This window comes from Streptoalloteichus tenebrarius (assembly GCF_024171885.1).
GTDB classification, from domain to species: Bacteria; Actinomycetota; Actinomycetes; order Mycobacteriales; family Pseudonocardiaceae; genus Streptoalloteichus; species Streptoalloteichus tenebrarius.
On sequence record NZ_JAMTCP010000018.1, the window covers coordinates 83,321 to 102,261 of the forward strand.

Below are 18,941 nucleotides of genomic sequence, written 5' to 3' on the forward strand. Positions count from 1 at the left end.
GCGCGGACGAGATCGAGACCCTGGGAAGGGAGGTGGCCCCGATGGTGAACACGCTGATGCGGTTGACCCCCGGCCACCTGCTGCCCGGGGCTTCCGGTGTGAACGACGTCCCCCAGGTGATCGAACAGGGTCAGCTCTGGGCGCAGCGGAGCGAGCAGTACGCCGCCCGCCAGCGCTTCGTCGCGATCGTTCCCACCGTTCTGCTGCCGACCACCGCCGGCGCAGATCTGCCGTCCGTCACTGTCCGTCGCCCTTCGCGCGCCCTGGAGACAAGCCCCTGACCTAGTCAGGACGACCAGGCTCACGAAGGCCGCGGACCCGATCACCGGATCCGCGGCCTTCGTGTTTCTCCGGTTCGCCGGGGGACAGCACCACCAACCCGAGATGCACCACTCCGAAACGCACCACCCATACCGAGACGCGCCACCGCGTGATCGAATGGAGGACTCCTTCATGTTCACCGCCAACGTTCCGCTGACCGGCGGAACGCTGCCCGTCGCCCCGACCGTGGGAGGGTCCACCGTCGGCGTGGCCGAGCTGGCGACCGCCGTGCCGGAGGACGAGCTCGCCTTGCCCTGCCGGGTGAACAACCCCGACCTCTGGTTCGCCGAGGCCCCGACCGAGCTGGAGCGCGCCAAGCAGCTCTGCGCCGACTGCCCGGTCAAGGCCCAGTGCCTGGCCGGCGCCCTCGCGCGCCGGGAGCCCTGGGGGGTCTGGGGCGGCGAGATCTTCGAACGCGGCGCGGTCATCGCCCGCAAGCGGCCGCGGGGTCGGCCGCGCAAGGAGGACCGCGCCCGTGAGGTGCGGGCCGAGCAGACGCGCGAGCAGGAGGCAGCGGCATGAGCAACCAGGCGATACCGACCGTCCACGTGCTCTGGGCCACGAACCCGATGCTGATGCACGAAGCCATGGCCAGAACCCGGATGCGCGAGGCGCAACGTTGGGCGGGCCAGTAACCGCTGGCCCGCCGCCCGGTCCCGATCGACGACCCCGGCCGATGACCCCGGCCGATGACGGAGCGCGGCTGGCCCGGTCCACCACCCGGTGGACCGGGCGGGCCGTCGCCATCCCGGTCGGGGCCTGACCCGTTCCACACCGGCCGGCGTCACCTACCGCGGGTGACGCCGGCCGGCGCCGTTGTGGGCCCTTTCCCCGTGCCGGACGGAAAACGGCGTATCGTCCGCGAGCGTGACCGATCAGGCGGTGGTGTGCGGCCGGTGCGGAGCGCGGCGCGACCCTGACGACGCGCTGGCCGCGCTCACCTGGGTGGCGGAGCGCACGCCCACCGGAACCTGGTGGCTCTGCCCCGACTGCGCCCGACGGCACGTCCGCGACATCGAGGGCAAGCTCCCCGCCGAGTGGTGGTGAGCGGCCCGCCTCAGCCGGCGATCTCCGGCTCGTCGTCGGCGAAGCCGGGCTGCCACCGGGCGACGATCTCCCGCGCGGGCACCTCCGCGTCGAGCTGGCACAGGATCCCGATCGCGCCGAACGTCACCCGGTGGATCATCAGGTAGTTGGGCGGCAGGTTCAGCGACCGCCCGGTGTGGAAGTCCCGGCCCTGGAGGTCGCCGATCCGTTCGGCCTGCGACTGGAGCCACCGCCGCGTGAAGCGGAACCGCTCGCACCGCATCGGGTCGACGAACGGGGACAGGTAGGCCAGGACCTCCTCGGGGTCCAGCTCGGTCCCCGGGCGGACGAACCGCTCGTCGCGCAGCAACTGGAGCAGCTCGGCGGACTCGCCCCGCAACGCGAGCTTCACCATCAGGCCCAGCGTGCGCGGCAGGCCCTCGGGCAGCCGCGCGACCGCGCCATAGTCGATCACGCACAGCCGGCCGTCGTCGAGCATCATGAAGTTGCCGGGGTGCGGGTCGGCGTGCAGCAGGCCCGCCCTGGCCGGCGAGGAGAAGTGGAACTCCGCGAGCAGCCGCCCCGCCTCGTCCCGCTCGGCGCGCCCGCCGTCCTGGATGATCCGCGACAGCGGGCGGCCGCTGACCCACTCGGTGACCATCACCTTGGGCGCGCTGGCCACCACCCGGGGCACCCGCACGTTCGGGTCGTCGGCGAAGGCCGCGGCGAAGGCCCGCTGGCTGTCGGCCTCGCCCCGGTAGTCCAGCTCCTCCACCATCCGCTCCCGCAGCTCCTCCAGCAGCGGCTTGACCTCGGTGCCCGGCACCAGGGCCTGGAACAGCCGGCTGAACCGCTGGAGCTGCCGCAGGTCGGCCAGCAGCGCCTCGTCGGCGCCCGGGTACTGGACCTTGACCGCGACCTCCCTGCCGTCGTGCCAGACCGCGCGGTGCACCTGCCCGATGCTCGCCGCCGCCGAGGGCGTGTCGTCGAACTCCGCGAACCGACGGGCCCAGCTCCGGCCGAGCTGCTCGGCGAGCACGCGGTGCACGGCCCGGGTGGGCATCGGCGGGGCGGCGGACTGGAGCTTGGTCAGCGCCTCGCGGTAGGGGGCCGCCAGCTCGTCGGGCACCGCGGCCTCGAAGACGCTCAGCGCCTGCCCGAACTTCATCGCGCCGCCCTTGAGCTGCCCCAGGACCGCGAAGACCTGCTCGGCGGTCTTGGCGGAGACCTCGGCGGACACCTCCTCGGCGCTGCGGCCGACCAGGCGTTTGCCCCAGCCGGCCGCGACCCGTCCCGCGACTCCGATCGGCAGGCTGGCGAGCTTGGCGGTGCGCTGCACGGTCCGGCGCGGGATGTCGGTCACGCGGCGATTCTCCCTTGAGCGGTCACGTCGACGCACCACAGTCCGGGCCGCGCCGGCGTTGTCTCGTCACGCTACCCATGAGTGCGCCGTGCTGCTTCCCCCAACTGGCCCAACGCCGGGCCCGGCTTCGTCGTGTCGGGGCGGGGCTGGCGGGTCTCCCCTGGGGGCGGGGTCATCGCGGCCCGATCCGCCAGCAGGGGCAGTCGGCGTGCCGGTGCCAGGAGCGCCGCAACACCGTTCCGCGCAGCGGGTCGAGTTCCAGCGTCCCGTCGACGGTCGCGGGTGGGACGGCTCCCGCGTGTCGCCAGCCCAGCGCGACCAGGGCCTGGCTCACGGCCAGGCCGGCCGTGGCCATCGCGCAGCCGACGTCGACGGGCTGGACGCGCCCGGCGAGCTGCGCCGCCAGCGCCGGCCACCGGGGGTCCCGCTCGGTCCGGATCAGGTCGTGGCAGGTCAGGCAGCTCGACCTGCCAGGGAGCACCAGCGGCCCCACCACCCCGGCCCCGTCCCGGACCCGGACCAGCAGGTGGGGGACGCCGGCGAGGGTGAGCCGCCGCACGAGCCGGGGGTCGGGCACCGCCGCGTCCGCCAGCACCACCAGCTCGGCGGGCCGGGACGGCGGGGTGCGGCCGGCCCGCACTCCGGGCGCGGCCCTGGCCACGGCGTCGACCGCCGCCAGGCCGCGCTCCCGCCCGACGTCGCAGGGCAGGTAACCGCAGCCGGTGTCCTCGGGGCGGACGTCGCCCTCGGCCAGCACGTGGACCCGGCCGACGCCGGCGGCCGCCAGCAGTGTCGCCGTCGCGATCGCCAACCGGCCGTCGCCCCGCACCACCACCGTCGCCCTGGCCCGGTCGGCCAGGGCCGGCTGCCCGGGGCGACCTGTCCGGAGGGTCCAGGCGAGGGCGTCCGGAGCCAGCCGGGGCGGCAGCACCGCCGGTTCGGCCGCCCGCACGGTCGGCGACGCGGGCGGGGTCGGACGCGCCGGCGGCGCCATGTCCTCGACCAGCCCGCCCCGGTCGAGCAGGGCGAGCAGCTCGACCACCTCGCGGGCGGACGCGCCGCCCGCCTCGCCGCGACGGAGCAGCTCCGCCAGGCTGTGCCGGCCGTCCAACTCCCGCAGGACGTCCGCCTGGCCGGGCGTGAGCCCGCTGACGACCGCCGCCCGAACGGGGTCCAGCCCGACCTGGGCGGTGTCCGGTGCACGCCAGAGAAGGCAGAGGCCGGGCAGCAGTCGGGGCCGCCGGGGCGGTGTGACACGAGTCTCGTTCGCGCTCATGGCGGGGAGGGTCCCACCGGTCGGCACGGATCGTGAAACGGTTGTCCACAGGCAGTGCCGAGTTATCCACAGGCACGCGGGGGCGGCCCGCGCGTGGCGGACCGCCCCCGCGTCGTGGACGAGGCGTCAGGACTCCTTGCCCAGGATGCGTGTCATCTTGGTGCCGCAGACCGGGCACACTCCCTTGGCCATGCGCCGGCCGTTCTTCTCCTCGACCTTTCCCTCGAAGTCACGCTTCTCGCGGCACTTCACGCAGTAGCCGTTGTAGGTGGATGTCGACGTCTGAGCCACGGCTGCCTCCCTTCCGAGACGGGCCCCGGCCGGTGCGGCCGGGCTGAGCACGGACCGCGTGCCGCGCTCGGGGACCTCCAGGCGCCCTCGGCGCATCCCTCCGGCCGCCGCCGCGGCCGCCCCTCTCCCCACCGGTGAAGTTCCGCGGAGGGCCACCTGCCGGCCACGCTACCTCCGCACTCATGGTCGTTCCCGCATGCGCGCAGGCAGGCGGGGATCGGGGCGGTCTTGTTCACCCGGACCGGTGGGGAACGGCCCCCTCGCGTCAGGGTCGCCGCCTACGGTGGTCGCCGTGGCCGAAAGCTGCGGGACCCCGGCGGCAGAGCCGAGGGTGGAGGTCCGCCGGAGTCGCCGGCGGAGTCGGACCGTGAGCGCCTACCGGGAGGGCGACACGGTGGTGGTGCTCATCCCGGCCCGGATGACCAGGGCCGAGGAGGAACACTGGGTGGCGGAGATGCTGCGGCGTCTCCAGCGCAGCGAGACCCGGCGCCGCTCGCCCGCCCGCGCCTCCGACGCCGCGTTGCTCGCGCGGTGCCGGGAGCTGTCCCAACGCCACTTCCGGGGGCGTGCGGTGCCGCGCAGCGTCCGCTGGGTGCCCCCGATGCGCACCCGGTGGGCCTCCTGCACCCCCGCCGACCGCACCATCCGGGTCAGCGAGCGCCTGCGGAACGTCCCGGCCTGGGTCCTCGACTACGTGCTGGTGCACGAGCTGGCCCACCTGCTCGTGCCGGGCCACGGCCCCGACTTCTGGGCCCTGGTGCACGACTACCCCCGCACGGAACGGGCCATCGGCTACCTGGAGGGGCTGTCGGCGGCGGCGGGCTGGGGGATCGGCGGCGACGTCGAGAACGGCCCCGACGACGCCGACCCGGCCGAAGACGCGCCGGGCGTCGCGGCGTGCGCGGACGGCACGGCCGAAGACTGATCAGCCTGATCGGCCTGACAGACCCGACCGGACTGGTCGGCGGCGACCGACTCCGCAAACCGGCCGCCGAGGACCGACCGCCGGGCCGTCCGGGAGACACGTCGTAGCCGTGCCCAGCCCTGCGAAGACGGCCCAGGGAACGCTGGCCGCTGACGGCCACGCGGCACCAGGACCCGAGCGGCTCCTACGCGTGCCGCGCGCTGCAATGGCGGCACTCACCCCCGCGTCCACGGGGAGCACGGCGCTGCCGAACTGAGGTCGGAGCTGGATGACGAATCACCCCCGCGCCCGCAGGGAGCACTCAGCGGCGCTATACACCGTGCATAGGGGTCAGGGGCACACCCCGCCTGCGCGGGGGCGCCCCGTCGCTGGGCACCGGCAGTGACTTACCCCGCCTGCGCGGGGAGCACGTGTTGCTCGTCGACCTCGACCCGCAGGGTCACGTCTCACCCCCGCCTGCGCGGGGAGGACGAAGCCATCAACACCAGCCAGTTCCTCATGCGGGACTCACCCCCGGGTGCGGGGAACACCGACCGAGAAACTTGGCGGTGAGATAGCTGTCCGACTCGCTCCGTGTGCGCAGGGAGAACTCAGCGGGCCATACACCGTGCATAGGGTGAGGGGCACCCGGTGTATGCAGGGGAGCGCGGCCGTGTGCTGGTGCCGTGCAACCCGGCGTGTGGATTCACCCCCGGCCCGCGCGGGGAACACCATGCCGCCTGGGCCGGCATCCGCCAACACGGACTCACTCCCGCGCGCGGGAAGCACCCGCGAGCGTTCCTTACCTTGGCTACCCCGTCAGACTCATCCCCGCGTGTGCGGGGAGAACCCGGACCCGGTGGTCGGGTCGATCAGGCGGGGGCACTCACCTCCCGCGTGCGCGGAAAGTACTCAGGGGGCAATACACCGTGCGAGGGCAGGGACTCACTCCCGCTTATGCGGGGAGCGCCGCCATGTGCTGGTGCTGCGCACCCGGCGTGTGGACTCACTCCCGCGTACGCGGAGCACTCGTGCGCCTCGTACCCGCGTGCGGATCTTCGACTCACCCCCGGGCGCGGGGAACACCAGATCTCCTGGCGGGCCATCGACGAGGTGATTGACTCGCCCCCGGCGTGCTCGCGGAGCACCCCCGGCCGGGGTAGGAGCCGAGCCGGGGACAGGACTCACTCCCCACATGTGTGGGGAGCAGTCAGCGGGGCCATACACGGTGAATTGGGTCAGGGGATCATGCACCCATGTGCGTGGGGAGCACCTCACCCTGCCCGTGGACACCGCGACGACCACGGACTCACCCCGCGTGCGCGGGGAGGACGCCATCGCTGACCACCTCGTGACGCACCCCGCGCGTGCGCGGGGAGGACACGACCAGGGAAAACGTCGTAGGAGCCCCTAGAGACTCACCCCCCGCATGCGCGGGAGCGCCCGAGCTGCGATACGTGCCGCGGCCGGATCCAGGACTCACCCCCGCGCGCGGGGGAGTAAATCTCCGAGGCCAGCGCCCGAAGCAAGGTTGTCGAATCATCCCCGCATGCGCGGGGAGGACATCACGAACTTCAAGGTGGACCAGGTGGCGACGGACTCACCCCCGCGTGCGCGGGGAGGACCTTCAGCTCCCACCATCGGGTTCCCTTGCGGGCGACTCACCCCCGCGTGCGCGGGGAGGACATATCCAGGTCCCGGTACGTCACGTGCGCACCCGACTCACCCCCGCGTGCGCGGGGAGGACCCGCCACCGAGCTGCCCGAGGTCGCGGAGTTCCGACTCACCCCCGCGTGCGCGGGGAGGACCCTTCGCGACCTGGGCTAACAGGAGGGCGTGACCAAAACGTGACTTTGGGTTCGGTGGGGCCGGTGGTCCACCGTGGCGCCTCCTCGGGAAGCCGCTCCTGATTTCGCGACGGCCCGCCTCCAGGAGGAGGCGGGCCGTCGTCGGCTTCTGGTTCGGACGGTTCGGGCGTCAGCGGCCGTCCGCGCCCGGGCCCTCGTCGGGCCGCTCGTCGGACGCGCCCGGCTCGGGTCGGCCCTCGGCCTCGCGCCGCTGCTTCTCCCGTTCCAGTGCGGCGAGCGGGTCCTCCAGCTCGTTCGCGCCCGCGCCGAGCCGCTCGGAGAAGGCGAACGGGTCGTCCAGGTCCTCGGCGGTGGGCACCAGGTCGGGGTGGGCCCAGACGCCGTCCCTGGCCTCCAGGCCGTGCTGGTCGCCGACCAGCCGCCACAGCGCCGCGGCCGCCCGCAGCCGGCGCGGCCGCAGCTCAAGGCCCACCAACGTGGCGAAGGTCTGCTCGGCGGGGCCGCCGCTGGCCCGCCGGCGGCGCAGGGTCTCCCGCAGCGCGTCCGCGCCGGGCAGCCGCTCGCCGACCGCGTCGCCCACGACGACGTCCACCCAGCCCTCGACCAGGGCCAGCAACGTTTCCAGTCGGGCCAGCGCGGCCTTCTGCTCCGGCGTGGTCTGCGGCTCCAGCAGCCCGGACCGCATGGCCTCCTCGATCGAGGCCGGGTTGGACGGGTCGACCTGGCCGGCGAGCTGCTCCAGCGCCGACGTGTCGACCCGGATGCCCCGCGCGTACTCCTCGACGGTGGCCAGCAGCCGCTGCCGCAGCCACGGCACGTGGGTGAACAGCCGCTGGTGCGCGGCCTCCCGCGCGGCGAGGAAGACCATGACCTCGCTGGCCGGGCGCTCCAGGCCGGCGGTGAACCGCTCGATGTTGCCCGGCAGCAGCGCCGCCACGCCCTCCTCGCCCAGCGGCAGGCCCACGTCGGTCGACGTCAGCACCTCGGCGGCGAGCTGCCCCAGCGCGTTGCCGAGCTGCGAGCCGAACGCGAGACCGCCCATCTGGCCGAGCATCGACAGCAGCGGGCCGGCGGCCTGCTTGGCCTCGGCCGGCATCGCGTCGACCCACGCCCCGGCGACCCGCTGCGCGACCGGGTCGCACAGGCGTTGCCAGGTCGGCAGCGTCCGGTTGATCCACTCCTCGCCGGTCCACGCCTGCGTGACCCGCGCGCCGGCCGGCAACGCCGTCGCCGCGTCCAGCCACAGCTCGGCCAGGCGCACGGAGTCGGCCACCGCGCCGGCCTGGTCGGAGGCCGACGAGCCGGCGCCCGCGGCGCCTTCTGTGGCCAGCCGCTGCACGGCCAACTGCTTGGCCAGGTCGTAGTTGACCGGCCCGCCGGAGGTGGTCGCGTGGCTCAGCATCTGCCCGAGCTGCGTCAACATCTGGCCCAACTGGCCGAAGTCGAACGCGCCGGCGCCGCCGGGGAACGACCCGAATCCCGGGGGGAACCCGCCGCCCGGCGGCAGACCCTGGGGGCCGGACCCGCCGGGTCGCTCGCCACCGGGCTGCTTCTCCGCGTCCCCCCGGCGCTCGCGGTCGTCGGGGTCCGGCGGCTGGAACCCGAACGGCACATCGCTCATATGTCCACCGTACGCGGGGCGTCCGGGGGTCGCGCCCGCCGGTTCGCGGTGAGCGGAGCGTTCGGCCCGTAGGCTTTCGGACCGTGAGTCGCCGTACCTGGACGCTGGTGGTCAGCTTCGCGCTCGTCGCGGCGCTGGGCCTGCTCGGTGGGTTCGTCAGGGTGCCCTACGTCGCCCTCGGACCCGGTCCCACCTACGACACGCTGGGGGAGTACGGCGGGACCGAGGTGGTGCGACTGGAGGGCGAGCGGGAGCAGCAGACCGGCGGCCGGCTCACCATGACCACGGTCTCGGTGACCGACGACGTCTCGATGTTCGGCGCCCTCGGGCTGTGGGCCAGCGGGCGGTACGCGCTGGCGCCGAGGGAGGAGTTCTACCCGCCGGACAAGTCCGAGAAGGACATCGACCAGGAGAACACCAAGGCGTTCCGCGACTCGCAGAGCAGCGCCGAGGTGGCCGCGCTGCGGTACCTCAACTACCCGACGAAGGTGCTCGCCGGCGAGATCGTCAAGGGCGGGGCCGTCGACGGGACCATCGAGCCAGGCGACCGGCTGTTCGAGGTCAACGGCCAGAAGGTGGCCAAGGCCGACGAGGTGAAGGCGGCGCTGAAGGGCACGCGCCCCGGCCAGCGGGCGCAGGTGGTGTTCCAGCGCGGCGACCAGCCGAGGCACACCGCGCAGGTGACCCTGGGCCGGGCCGACGACCGCGAGGAGGGCCTGCTCGGGCTGGTGCCCGTGGACCGGCCCGACGTGCCCTTCCAGATCAAGATCGGCCTGCACGCGGTGGGCGGCCCGTCCGCCGGCCTGATGCTCGCGCTGGCCATCGTGGACAAGCTGACGCCGGGCGAGCTGACCGGCGGCCGGTCGATCGCCGGCACCGGGGAGATCGACCCGGAGGGCAGGGTCAGCGCGATCGGCGGCATCCCGTTCAAGATGGCCGCCGCGAAGGAGGCGGGTGCCGAGGTGTTCCTGACGCCCGCCGCCAACTGCACGGAGGCCAAGAGCCGCACGCCGGACGGCCTGCGGTTGGTCAAGGTCTCCTCGCTGGCCGAGGCCGTGAAGGCCCTCCAGGACCTCCAGAACGGCCGCGACGTCCCCGGCTGCTGAGCCGGCGGGGGACCGCCGGCCGGGACTGGCCGCCCGCTCGGGAACGCTCGGGAACGGGCGGGCGGCCGTCAGGACGCCCCAGGGGTCCTCAGAGCACTGTCAGGACAGGGTGTCGTAGAGGGCGGAGACCAGGTTCGGCGCGAGGTCCGGCCGCTCGATGAGCTGGTCGGGCTCGTCGCCGCCGCCCCGCACGCGCAGCACGCACGCGCCCGCGCCGTTGCGCAGGACCGCGGCCACCAGGCGCGCCTCCTGCCGCTGCGGGTGCTCGGCGGCCAGGCGCTGGATGCGGCCCAGGTCCGAGTCGGCCTCGGCGATCTCGGCCTCCGCCTCCGGCGGGAGCACCACGATCTCCTGGGACAGCGCGCAGCCGGCCACGATGTCCGGCCACTCGATCGCGGCCAGCGCCTCGCCCAGGTCGCCGGCGGGCAGCGGGTCCTGGGCGATCGGGGTCAGCGGGGCGTCGGGGTCGAGCTGGCCGGCCAGCCCGGGTTGGCGCGCCAGGAGGTCGGCGGTCGCGACCAGGGCGAACAGTTGCGGAGCCTGGTCCCAGCCCGAGGTGGAGACGAAGTCCTCCACCTCACGGACGGCGCTGGGCAGGGCGGCGGACAGGTCGTCGGGCGACGGGAGCGAGGCCATGCCCCATCGTTGCACCGATGGTCAGGTGACGGGGCGGTCGGGGAACCGGGAACGCCTCTCTAGAGTTGGACATCGCGGACGGGTGGGGCGCTTCGTCGCGCCCTCGTTCGCATCCAGCCCCGAAACGCGACCCAGGAGCGTGCCCCGTGGCCATGCGGCCCCCGGTCGGACTGCCGAGGTTGTCCAAGCGCAGCCGGATCCTGCTCGTGATCGGCGTCCTGCTGTTGCTCGGGCTGGTGAGCGGCTCGCGGCTGCTCGACACCTACATCGACTGGCTGTGGTTCGGCGAGGTCGGCTACCGCTCGGTGTTCGGCACGATCATCTTCACCAGGCTGGCGGTGTTCGCCGCGGTCGGCGTGCTGGTCGGCGGGCTGGTGGCGCTGAACCTGGTGATCGCCTACCGCACCCGGCCGGTCTTCGTGCCGGTGTCGGGGCCGGACGACCCGGTGTCGCGGTACCGCTCGTTCGTCGTCTCCCGGCTGCGGCTGCTCGGCGTCGGGATCCCGCTGCTGGTGGGTCTGGTCGCCGCCGTGGCGGGGCAGGGCGAGTGGCAGGTCACCCAGCTCTTCCTCAACGCGACGGACTTCAACGTCACCGACCCCGAGTTCGGCCACGACATCGGCTTCTACGCCTTCCAGCTCCCGTTCTACCGCTGGCTGCTGTCGTGGGCGTTCGTCGCCGTCGCGGTGTCGTTCTTCGGCGCGCTGGTCGCGCACTACCTGTTCGGCGGCATCCGGTTCGGCAGCAGGGGCGGCGGGCAGCTCGCCGTGCCGGCCAGAGTCCAGCTCGCCGTGCTCGCCGGCGTGTTCGTGCTGCTCAAGGCCGTCGCGTACTTCCTGGACCGCTACGAGCTGCTCAGCTCGGGCGGCAGCGAGCGGTTCACCGGAGCCAGCTACACCGACCTGCACGCGGTGCTCCCGGCGAAGCTGATCCTGCTGTGCATCGCCGTGTTCTGCGCGATCGCCTTCTTCGTCGGCGCGTTCCTGCGCAACCTTCAGCTCCCCGCCATCGCGGCGGTGCTGCTCCTGCTGTCGAGCATCCTCGTCGGCGCGGCGTGGCCGGCGGTGCTGGAGCAGTTCTCGGTCAAGCCGAACGCCAACGAGAAGGAGGCGGCGTCGATCGAGCGCAACATCGCCGCCACCCGTCAGGCGTTCGGGCTCACCGAGGACAAGGTGACCTACGAGCCCTACGCGGGGAAGTCCGACGTCTCGCTCGCGGAGATCAAGGAAGACAAGGTCACCGTCCCCAACGTGCGCCTGCTCGACCCGAACGCGTTGTCGCAGACGTTCACGCAGCTCCAGCAGCGCAAGAACTTCTACGGCTTCCCCGCGAAGCTGGACATCGACCGGTACACGGTCAACGGCAGGACGCAGGACTACATCGTCGCCGCGCGGGAGATCAACACCGGCGGCCTGGCCGAGAACCAGCGGGACTGGATCAACCGGCACCTGGTGTACACGCACGGCAACGGGTTCGTGGCCGCCCCGGCGAACACGGTGAACTCGGCGCTCAAGGACGCGGGCGGTGAGGGCGGCTACCCGGTCTTCACCGTCAGCGAGCTGACCGAGAACAAGGACAACCCGGTCAGCCAGGGCGACATCAAGGTCGACCAGCCCCGGGTGTACTACGGCGAGCTGGTCACCGACTACGCGATCGTGGGCGCCCAGGCCGGCGAGGCCCCCCGCGAGTACGACACGGAGAAGACCAGCTACACCTACACCGGCAAGGGCGGCGTGCCGATCGGCGGCTGGTTCAACCGGCTGGCCTTCGCCGCCTCCTACGGCGAGCGGAACCTGCTGTTCTCCGACGCGATCGGGGACAACTCGAAGATCATCTTCGAGCGGGACCCCAGGGACAGGGTCAGCAAGGTCGCGCCGTGGCTGACCGTGGACGGCGACCCGTACCCGGCGGTCGTCGACGGCCGGATCGTCTGGATCGTCGACGGCTACACGACCCTGGACAACTACCCCTACGCACAGCGGACCCCGCTGGGCGAGGCGACCACCGACACCCTCGCCGGCGTGCGCAAGCAGCCCAACCGGCAGATCAGCTACATCCGCAACTCGGTCAAGGCGGTCGTCGACGCCTACGACGGCTCGGTGTCGATGTACGCGGTCGACGAGCGGGACCCGGTGCTGAAGGCGTGGATGGGCGTCTTCCCCGGCGTGGTGAAGCCCGCGAGCGAGATCTCCCCCTCGCTGCGCTCGCACTTCCGCTACCCGGAGGACCTGTTCAAGGTCCAGCGCGAGCTGCTGTCCAAGTACCACGTGTCGAACCCCAAGGAGTTCTACTCGACGGTGTCCTTCTGGGACGTGCCGTCGGACCCGACCGTGGACGGGCAGGGCCAGCAGCCGGCGCAGCAGCCGCCGTACTACGTGCTGGCCGGCAACCCGCGCACCGGCAAGGTCGAGTTCCAGCTCACCAGCGCCCTGGTCAGCCTGCGCCGGGAGTTCATGTCGGCCTATGTGACCGTCAGCTCTGACCCGGAGAACTACGGGCGGATCACGGTGCTGCAACTCCCATCCGACACCCAGACGAAGGGTCCGCAGCAGGTGCAGACCCAGTTCGTCTCCTCGTCCAACGTGTCCAGTGAGCTGAACCTGCTCCGGCAGCAGCAGACCAGGGTGCAGTACGGCAACCTGCTCACGCTGCCGGTCGGCGGCGGCCTGCTCTACGTCGAGCCGGTCTACATCGAACGCAGCCAGCAGGCGTCGTCCTTCCCGCAGCTCGCTCGGGTGTTGGTGAGTTTCGGCGGCAAGGTCGGCTACGCGGCCACCCTCGCCGAGGCGCTGGAGCAGGTGTTCGGTGCGGGCGCCGGGTCGTCCACGACCAACCCGGGCCAACAGGGCCAGCAGGGCCAGCAGCCCACGACGACGACGCAGCCGCCGAACACGAGCACGCCGCCGCCGCCGGGTGGGCAGCAGGTGAGCCCGGAGCTGGGCAAGGCGGTGCAGGACATCTCCGCCGCGTTGGAGAAGGTGCGCAAGGCGCAGCAGGCCGGGGACTTCGCGGCCCTGGGCCAGGCGTACAAGGAGTTGGACGAGGCCACGAAGCGGTTCGAGCAGGCGCGGCCGCAGGGTGGGGGCGGTTCCTCGCCGTCGCCCTCGGCGGCTCCGCCGACGCCCACCCCGACGAGGTGAGTGCGGCGTCACACCACCTGGCGGCCATCTGATTTGCACTTCCCCGCCACCGCCACGTAAAGTATGACCTGTCAACGCGGGGTGGAGCAGCTCGGTAGCTCGCTGGGCTCATAACCCAGAGGTCGCAGGTTCGAATCCTGCCCCCGCTACCAGGTACGGAGAGACCCCCACCGATTTCCGGTGGGGGTCTCTCCGCTTTTGTCGTGGTTTTTCCTCAGCGGGTCCCGAATATCGTCGCGTGGTCGAAATCCACCCCGGTCAGCTCTCCAGCGTCTCCGCCCACGTGAGCGCGCACTCCGGCGAGCACACCCTGCCCTCGCCCGCGACGGTGCGGTGCCGCTTGAGCTGCTTCCCGCACACCATGCACCGGTCGGGGGAGCCCACGTCGCCCTGGGGCATCCCGGAGACCCAGGCCCTGGTCCGCGCCACCCACTTCTTCTGCATCTTGTCGTGGAGCTTGGTCTGCACCTTGTCCTGCAACCACCTGACCTGCATGTCAACCTCCCGACTCGCGCCTGCCGTCGTGTGAGGGAAACCGCCGACGCCACGAGGTTGACGCGATCGGAGCAGCGGAGCCAGCGAGGGCCGGGGAGATCACCGGGCTGGGCGGGTGAGTTGCACCTGGTGGCGCTAGGGGGAGCCGGGGCGGGCACCACGGGCAGTGGCAATTGCCCCGAGGAGGGGGTCACCCACGTGGCCGCGACTAGCCCTGACGTGTGGGGGACGCACGGATGCGGGACGGGTGGCTGAGCCGCTCACTCCTCCAGGGGTCACCCGCGTGCGCCCGTCAGGTGGGGTCGGAGCCGCGCACGCTCGCCCACCACAGGGCCACGGTGGCGGCCACGGCCGTGGCCGCCACCCAGACCCCGAGGCCGCCGCCGTCGAGATAGGCCCAGAACAGGCCGACGAGGGGCGCGGGCACCAGGAGCGCGGCGTCCACCCGGAGCTGCCGGCGCAGCCGGCCCGCCACCGCCGCCCTGGCCGGGGCCTCGTCGTCGGGGCGGGTCGGGAAGTCGGTGCGACCGCCCCGGGGCTCACGGGACGTGACCCGGCCGGACGGGAGCAGGAGGACGCCGTCGACCCTGGCCCCGACGAGCCGGTCCCGCGCCGGGTCACCGAGCAGCAGCACCTCGGCGGGGGAGGGCATCGTGACCAGCGCGGGGTCGAAGCACACCGGGATCCAGCGCGGGGGGTCGGACTCGGTCTCCAGCCACGACCGCGCCATCAGGCCCCGGCGCAGCCGGACGCGGCGCACGACGGCGGGCAGGGCGGGTCGGCGCCGGAGCCGGGCGCGGGTGACGAGACGCCACGCCCCGACGGCGACCACGCCGGCCGCCACCAGGGCACTGAAGGCGATCCCGCTCGCGCCGCGGTCCATGCTGGCCAGCACCGCCGCGCCGGGCACGATCGCCAGGCGGGGGTCGTCCGGGGCGTAGGCGACCTCGACCCGGGCGCCCGCGGGCGGTGGCGCGACCGCGAGGGGGACCGAGGCGGCGCCGACCCCGCCGTCGGGAAGCGACCACGTGACGTCCACCGCGCCGTCTGCGACGCGGAGGACCTCGCCGGTCGCCCTGGCGGTCAGCGGTCGCACACCGCCGCGCGCCTCGTCGAAGGTCAACCAGGAGAACAGGCCCACGACCAGGCACACCCCGAGGACGAGCGCCGTGGCGAGGACGTCGTGGCGCACCGCCCGCACCCGCCACACCTGGCCCACTCCCGGCCGTGCCGTCGACACGCTGTCTCCTCCTCAAGGGGCGGCTGACGTGGGCCGCGTTGGCGGGTCGGGTCCATCCGAGGACGGACCCGACCCGCCGGCGGCTCAGCCGTTCACATAGCCGATCTTCGAGTAGGGCGTGGGGCGCTGGAAGCCGTGGGCGCCGACGTTCGCCAGGCCCTTGCGGACCGCGACGACGTCGGGGCGCTGGTAGGTGACCAGCGAGTGGCCCGACTTCCAGATCTCCTCGTCGAGCTGGTTGGCCAGGTCCGCGGCCTTCTGCTCGTCGAGTTCCTCGGTGGCCCGCTCGTACAGCTCGTTGATCTTCTCGTTCCCGATCCTCCCGTAGTTCTGCTGCATCTGGTCCTGGAGCTTGTAGATCCCGCCGGAGGAGGTGATGGGGAACGGCGTGCCGATCCACGCGAAGTGGGTGAGGTCGAAGTTGCCCTTCTTCACGTGCTTCTCGAAGAAGTCGCCGATCGGGACCGAGACGATCTCGACCTTCACCCCGATCTGGCCGAGCTGCTGCTGCACCAGCTTGGCCTCCTGCTCGCTGCTGGTCTTGTTCGCCGGGATCAGGTCGCGGATCCGCAGTTCCCTGCCGTCCTTCTTCCTGACCTCGCCCTCCAGTTTCCAGCCCAGCTCGTCGAGTTTGCGTTTCGCCGCCTCGGGGTCGTGGGCGACCAGACCGGAGTTGTCCTTGTAGTGCTTCAGACCCTCCACGTAGATGTGGTTGTTGAGCGGTTTGATGCCGGGGCTGATCTGCCCGACCATCGCGTTCGTCATCACCGTGCGGTCGATGGCCTTCTGGAGGGCCAGCCGGAGTTCGACGTCCTCCAGGATCGCGCCCTTGGCGCCGTTGAAGGTGATGTGCCGGTAGTTGGGCGCGAGCGCCCTGCGGAGGTCGATCGTGGACAGCGCCGTCGCCCGCTGGTAGGCGTTCAGGTCGTCGGCGATGTCGACGACGTCCAGCTCACCGTTGGCCAGCGCGTCGATCTGGCCGTCGTTGGGCACCGTGCGGAAGACGATGCGGTCGAGTTTGGGCTTGTCTCCCCACCAGGACTCGTCGCGCACCACGCTGACGGTCTTCGCGCCGGGATTCACCTCGGCGACCCGGAAGGCCCCGCCGGTCAGCAGGGGGCGGTCCTTCCACCCGGTGTTGAACGAGGCGGGGTCGCCCGTCATCGACTTCGGGTAGAGGATCTCGTAGATCGACTTCCAGTCGGCGAACTTCCGGGAGAAGGTGATGACCGCCTCGAAGTCGTCCCGGCCGCGCTCGACCGAGCCGATCGCCTCGTACCCGTTGGCCGCCGAGATCTGGTACTCCGGGTTGGACCTGTTCATCGCCCGCCACTGGGAGCGGTAGTCCTCCCAGGTGATCGGCGTGCCGTCGGACCAGTGGGCCTTCTGGTTGAGCCGGAAGGTCACCACCTGCGGGTCCCTGGAGGTCAGCTCCATGGACTCCAGGTAGTTCCCGTCCGCCACCGCGGTGCCGTCCGCCTCGAACCGGACCGGCGTCGGCATGAGCGACGTGACGACGTCGAAGATGTCGGCCTCGTTGCCGTTGACGTGGAGATAGTTGAACGTCACCGGGTAGCCGTTGACGGCCAGCTTCAGCTCCCCGCCGTCCTTCAGCTCCGCCACCGGCCGGGGGTTGATGTCGTTGCGGCCGGCCTGCTGGGGCTGGGTGGCGCCCTCTCCCGTCCCGCCGCCGCAGGCGCTCGCCAGCAAGGCGGCCGCGACGAGCGGGACGACCATGACGGACCAGCGGTGTCGTGCTCGGCTCACGCGTCGTCCCCTTTCCTCGTTTCCCCGCACGGAAATCGGCGGGTCGAGTGGTCCGCGTCACTCTAGGAGAGCGGGGGTGGAGTCGGGGCACGGCGACATAACAGTTCGCGCGCCGACGTTTCGGCGTCCGCTTTTCTGGTCAAGCACTCCGCGGAGTTTTCGGCGACCACCGAAAGAATCGGGTCCGGGTGGCTGAGCACCCGGACCCGAACGGGGGAGACCGACGGTGTCAGCCGGTGAAGCCGATCGCCGTGTAGTCACGGTCGGCGAAGCCGAACGCCCCGGTGTTGGCGAGCGTGCTCCTGACCGCCACCGCGTCGGGGACCTGGTACAGCGGGACGCTGTGCCCCGCCCGCCAGACCTCCTCGTCGATCCGGTTGGCCAGCTCGGCGCGGCGGGCGTCGTCCAGCTCCCTGCCGGCCTCCTCGAACAGGCGGTTGATCGAGTCGTTGCCAACCCTGCCGTAGTTCTGCTGCACGTCGTTCGCGAGGCGGTAGACCGAGGTGTTGCCGTCGATCGGGAACGGGGAGAGCTCCCACGCGATCGGCGCGATGTCGAAGTTGCCCACGACGAGGTGGTTCTTGCTGAACTCCGAGCTGGGCACCGGCTGGATCACCAGCTTCACCCCGATCTGCCGGAGCTGGTCCTGGTAGAGCTTGGACACCTGCTCGTTGAACGGGTTGTTGGCCGACATCACGAATCGCACGGCCAGCTCGCGGCCGTCCTTGCGGCGGACGTCGCCCTCCGCCTTCCAACCCAGCTCGTCGAGTTCCCGCCGCGCCCGGTCGGGGTCGAAGCCGACCTCGCCCGAGTGGTCCCGGTAGTCCTTCGTCCCCTCGGCGAAGACGTGGTTCCCCAGCGGTTTGGCGTCCGGCAGGATCTGCCCGACCAGAGCCCTGGTGAGCACCTCGCGGTTGATCCCGCGCTGCACCGCCACGCGCAGTTTCGGGTCGGCGAACACCGAACCGGGGGCGCCGTTGAACAACGTCAGGTTGTACTTCGGTTGCAGCGCCTGCCGGATCTGGACGTCCGCGATGCCCTTCGCCCGCTGGAACAGGTCGACGTTGGAGCCGATCTCGTAGAAGTCGATCTCCTTGTTGGCCAGCGCGTCGGGCAGCGCGCCGCGCTCCAGCACCCGGAACACGATGCGGTCCAGGCGGGGCCGGGGGCCCCACCACCGGTCGTTGCGCGCCAGGATGATCGTCTTCCCCGTGCGGTCCACCGACTCCACCCGGAACGGCCCCGCGGTCAGCACCGGTCGCTCCACCCAGCCCTGGTTGAACACGGCGGGATCGGTGTTGGTCGACTTCGGGTACAGGTCGGCGAACAACGCGCGCCACTCGCCGTAGGGAGCGCGGAAGGTGACCTTGGCCTCCCGGTCGTCCCGCCCCTTCTCGACCCGCTCGACCTCCCGGTACCCCGAGCTGCTGCCCACCCGGAACGCGGGGTCCGTGCCGCTGAGCGCCCGCGCCTGGGCGGCGAGGTCCTCCCACGTGATCGGCGTGCCGTCGTCCCAGCTCGCCTTCGGGTTGATCCGGTAGGTGACCACCTGCGGCTGCTTCGACGTCAGCTCGATGGACTCGAAGTAGTTGGTGTCCACCGCGACGCCGCCGTCAGCCTTGGCCCGGAACGCATGGGGCATCAGAGCGTCCATGACGCGCTTGGCGTAGCCGTCGGTGCCGTCGACCTGGTTGCGGTTGAAGTTGTCCGGCAGCCGGTCCAGCGGCCACCGCAGGTCTCCTCCGTCCTTGAGGGACCCCGGGTCCCGGGGGTTGATGTCGTTGACGCCCTTGGGTTGTTCCTGGGCGCCCTTGATCTCGCCGCCGCCGGAGTCCCCGGAGCACCCGGACACCGCCATCACGACGGCCGTCAGCGGGGCGAGTGCCAGGACGAGGCCACGTCGTGCCCGTCTCACCTGTCGAACCTCCCTCTCCAGACGCCGCCCCG

The 18,941-nt window shown here is 72.1% G+C and carries 15 protein-coding genes, 1 tRNA gene and 1 CRISPR repeat array; of the genes, 7 read left to right on the forward strand and 9 right to left on the reverse strand.

Going from position 1 to position 18,941, the window contains the following annotated elements; all coding sequences use genetic code 11:
• The first annotated feature begins 41 nt into the window (after positions 1-41).
• The 3 genes from LX15_RS16705 (at position 42) to LX15_RS16715 (ending at position 1,368) form a co-directional block, all read left to right on the forward strand.
• Complete coding sequence (locus tag LX15_RS16705; RefSeq protein ID WP_253670520.1) at positions 42-281, forward strand: hypothetical protein; 240 nt, start codon at positions 42-44, stop codon at positions 279-281.
• A 172-nt stretch (positions 282-453) separates the two neighbouring features.
• The gene (locus LX15_RS16710) at positions 454-843 is read left to right on the forward strand and encodes a WhiB family transcriptional regulator (RefSeq protein WP_253670521.1); all 390 of its coding nucleotides are present in this window, start codon (positions 454-456) and stop codon (positions 841-843) included.
• A gap of 345 nt (positions 844-1,188) precedes the next feature.
• Positions 1,189-1,368 carry a hypothetical protein gene (locus LX15_RS16715; RefSeq protein WP_253670522.1) on the forward strand — a complete coding sequence of 60 codons (180 nt, stop codon included), beginning with the start codon at positions 1,189-1,191 and terminating at the stop codon, positions 1,366-1,368.
• 10 nt (positions 1,369-1,378) lie between these two features.
• On the opposite strand, the gene LX15_RS16720 is transcribed toward LX15_RS16715, so the two are convergent.
• The 3 genes from LX15_RS16720 to LX15_RS16730 all read right to left on the reverse strand — a co-directional run bounded on the left by LX15_RS16720 (position 1,379) and on the right by LX15_RS16730 (position 4,277).
• Positions 1,379-2,710, reverse strand: coding sequence for an ABC1 kinase family protein (locus LX15_RS16720; RefSeq protein ID WP_253670523.1), 1,332 nt, complete (start codon positions 2,708-2,710; stop codon positions 1,379-1,381).
• A gap of 172 nt (positions 2,711-2,882) precedes the next feature.
• Positions 2,883-3,986 carry a hypothetical protein gene (locus LX15_RS16725; RefSeq protein ID WP_253670524.1) on the reverse strand — a complete coding sequence of 368 codons (1,104 nt, stop codon included), beginning with the start codon at positions 3,984-3,986 and terminating at the stop codon, positions 2,883-2,885.
• A 126-nt stretch (positions 3,987-4,112) separates the two neighbouring features.
• The gene (locus LX15_RS16730; protein ID WP_253670525.1) at positions 4,113-4,277 is read right to left on the reverse strand and encodes a DUF5679 domain-containing protein; all 165 of its coding nucleotides are present in this window, start codon (positions 4,275-4,277) and stop codon (positions 4,113-4,115) included.
• A 283-nt stretch (positions 4,278-4,560) separates the two neighbouring features.
• Between LX15_RS16730 and LX15_RS16735 the strand changes: the two genes are divergently transcribed.
• Positions 4,561-5,202, forward strand: coding sequence for a M48 metallopeptidase family protein (locus tag LX15_RS16735; RefSeq protein ID WP_372502741.1), 642 nt, complete (start codon positions 4,561-4,563; stop codon positions 5,200-5,202).
• 1,515 nt (positions 5,203-6,717) lie between these two features.
• Positions 6,718-6,989: direct repeats of the CRISPR family, unit length 28 nt; unit sequence GACTCACCCCCGCGTGCGCGGGGAGGAC.
• Between the two features lie 169 nt (positions 6,990-7,158).
• Here the strand turns inward: LX15_RS16735 and LX15_RS16740 are convergent.
• Positions 7,159-8,610, reverse strand: a complete 1,452-nt coding sequence (locus LX15_RS16740; RefSeq protein ID WP_253670526.1) for a zinc-dependent metalloprotease — start codon at positions 8,608-8,610, stop codon at positions 7,159-7,161.
• An 83-nt stretch (positions 8,611-8,693) separates the two neighbouring features.
• Here LX15_RS16740 and LX15_RS16745 point away from each other — a divergent pair, with 83 nt between their 5' ends.
• Complete coding sequence (locus LX15_RS16745; protein ID WP_253670527.1) at positions 8,694-9,716, forward strand: YlbL family protein; 1,023 nt, start codon at positions 8,694-8,696, stop codon at positions 9,714-9,716.
• 99 nt (positions 9,717-9,815) lie between these two features.
• On the opposite strand, the gene LX15_RS16750 is transcribed toward LX15_RS16745, so the two are convergent.
• Entirely contained in the window at positions 9,816-10,352 is a 537-nt protein-coding gene (locus LX15_RS16750) for a PPA1309 family protein (RefSeq protein ID WP_253670528.1), read from the reverse strand.
• Between the two features lie 146 nt (positions 10,353-10,498).
• On the opposite strand from LX15_RS16750, the gene LX15_RS16755 reads away from it, so the two are divergent.
• Both LX15_RS16755 and LX15_RS16760 read left to right on the forward strand, forming a co-directional pair.
• On the forward strand, positions 10,499-13,492 hold the full coding sequence (locus LX15_RS16755) for a UPF0182 family protein (RefSeq protein ID WP_253670529.1): 2,994 nt from the start codon (positions 10,499-10,501) through the stop codon (positions 13,490-13,492).
• A 75-nt stretch (positions 13,493-13,567) separates the two neighbouring features.
• A tRNA-Met gene (locus tag LX15_RS16760) sits at positions 13,568-13,644 on the forward strand.
• 106 nt (positions 13,645-13,750) lie between these two features.
• On the opposite strand, the gene LX15_RS16765 is transcribed toward LX15_RS16760, so the two are convergent.
• From LX15_RS16765 to LX15_RS16780, 4 genes are all read right to left on the reverse strand, one after another.
• On the reverse strand, positions 13,751-13,987 hold the full coding sequence (locus LX15_RS16765; RefSeq protein WP_253670530.1) for a hypothetical protein: 237 nt from the start codon (positions 13,985-13,987) through the stop codon (positions 13,751-13,753).
• A 292-nt stretch (positions 13,988-14,279) separates the two neighbouring features.
• A complete protein-coding gene (locus tag LX15_RS16770) occupies positions 14,280-15,227 on the reverse strand; it encodes a hypothetical protein (RefSeq protein WP_253670531.1) in 948 nt (315 codons plus the stop codon).
• A gap of 84 nt (positions 15,228-15,311) precedes the next feature.
• Positions 15,312-16,994 carry an ABC transporter family substrate-binding protein gene (locus LX15_RS16775; protein ID WP_253670532.1) on the reverse strand — a complete coding sequence of 561 codons (1,683 nt, stop codon included), beginning with the start codon at positions 16,992-16,994 and terminating at the stop codon, positions 15,312-15,314.
• A gap of 229 nt (positions 16,995-17,223) precedes the next feature.
• Positions 17,224-18,909 carry an ABC transporter family substrate-binding protein gene (locus LX15_RS16780; RefSeq protein ID WP_253670533.1) on the reverse strand — a complete coding sequence of 562 codons (1,686 nt, stop codon included), beginning with the start codon at positions 18,907-18,909 and terminating at the stop codon, positions 17,224-17,226.
• Positions 18,910-18,941: the final 32 nt, after the last annotated feature.

What these genes read in the sequence shown, in the direction of transcription:
- LX15_RS16710 (WP_253670521.1), top strand. Translation starts at nt 454, where the DNA reads ATGTTCACCGCCAACGTTCCGCTGACCGGCGGAACGCTGCCCGTCGCC.
- LX15_RS16765 (WP_253670530.1), bottom strand. Translation starts at nt 13,987, where the DNA reads ATGCAGGTCAGGTGGTTGCAGGACAAGGTGCAGACCAAGCTCCACGAC.
- LX15_RS16740 (WP_253670526.1), bottom strand. Translation starts at nt 8,610, where the DNA reads ATGAGCGATGTGCCGTTCGGGTTCCAGCCGCCGGACCCCGACGACCGC.
- LX15_RS16750 (WP_253670528.1), bottom strand. Translation starts at nt 10,352, where the DNA reads ATGGCCTCGCTCCCGTCGCCCGACGACCTGTCCGCCGCCCTGCCCAGC.
- LX15_RS16705 (WP_253670520.1), top strand. Translation starts at nt 42, where the DNA reads ATGGTGAACACGCTGATGCGGTTGACCCCCGGCCACCTGCTGCCCGGG.
- LX15_RS16725 (WP_253670524.1), bottom strand. Translation starts at nt 3,986, where the DNA reads ATGAGCGCGAACGAGACTCGTGTCACACCGCCCCGGCGGCCCCGACTG.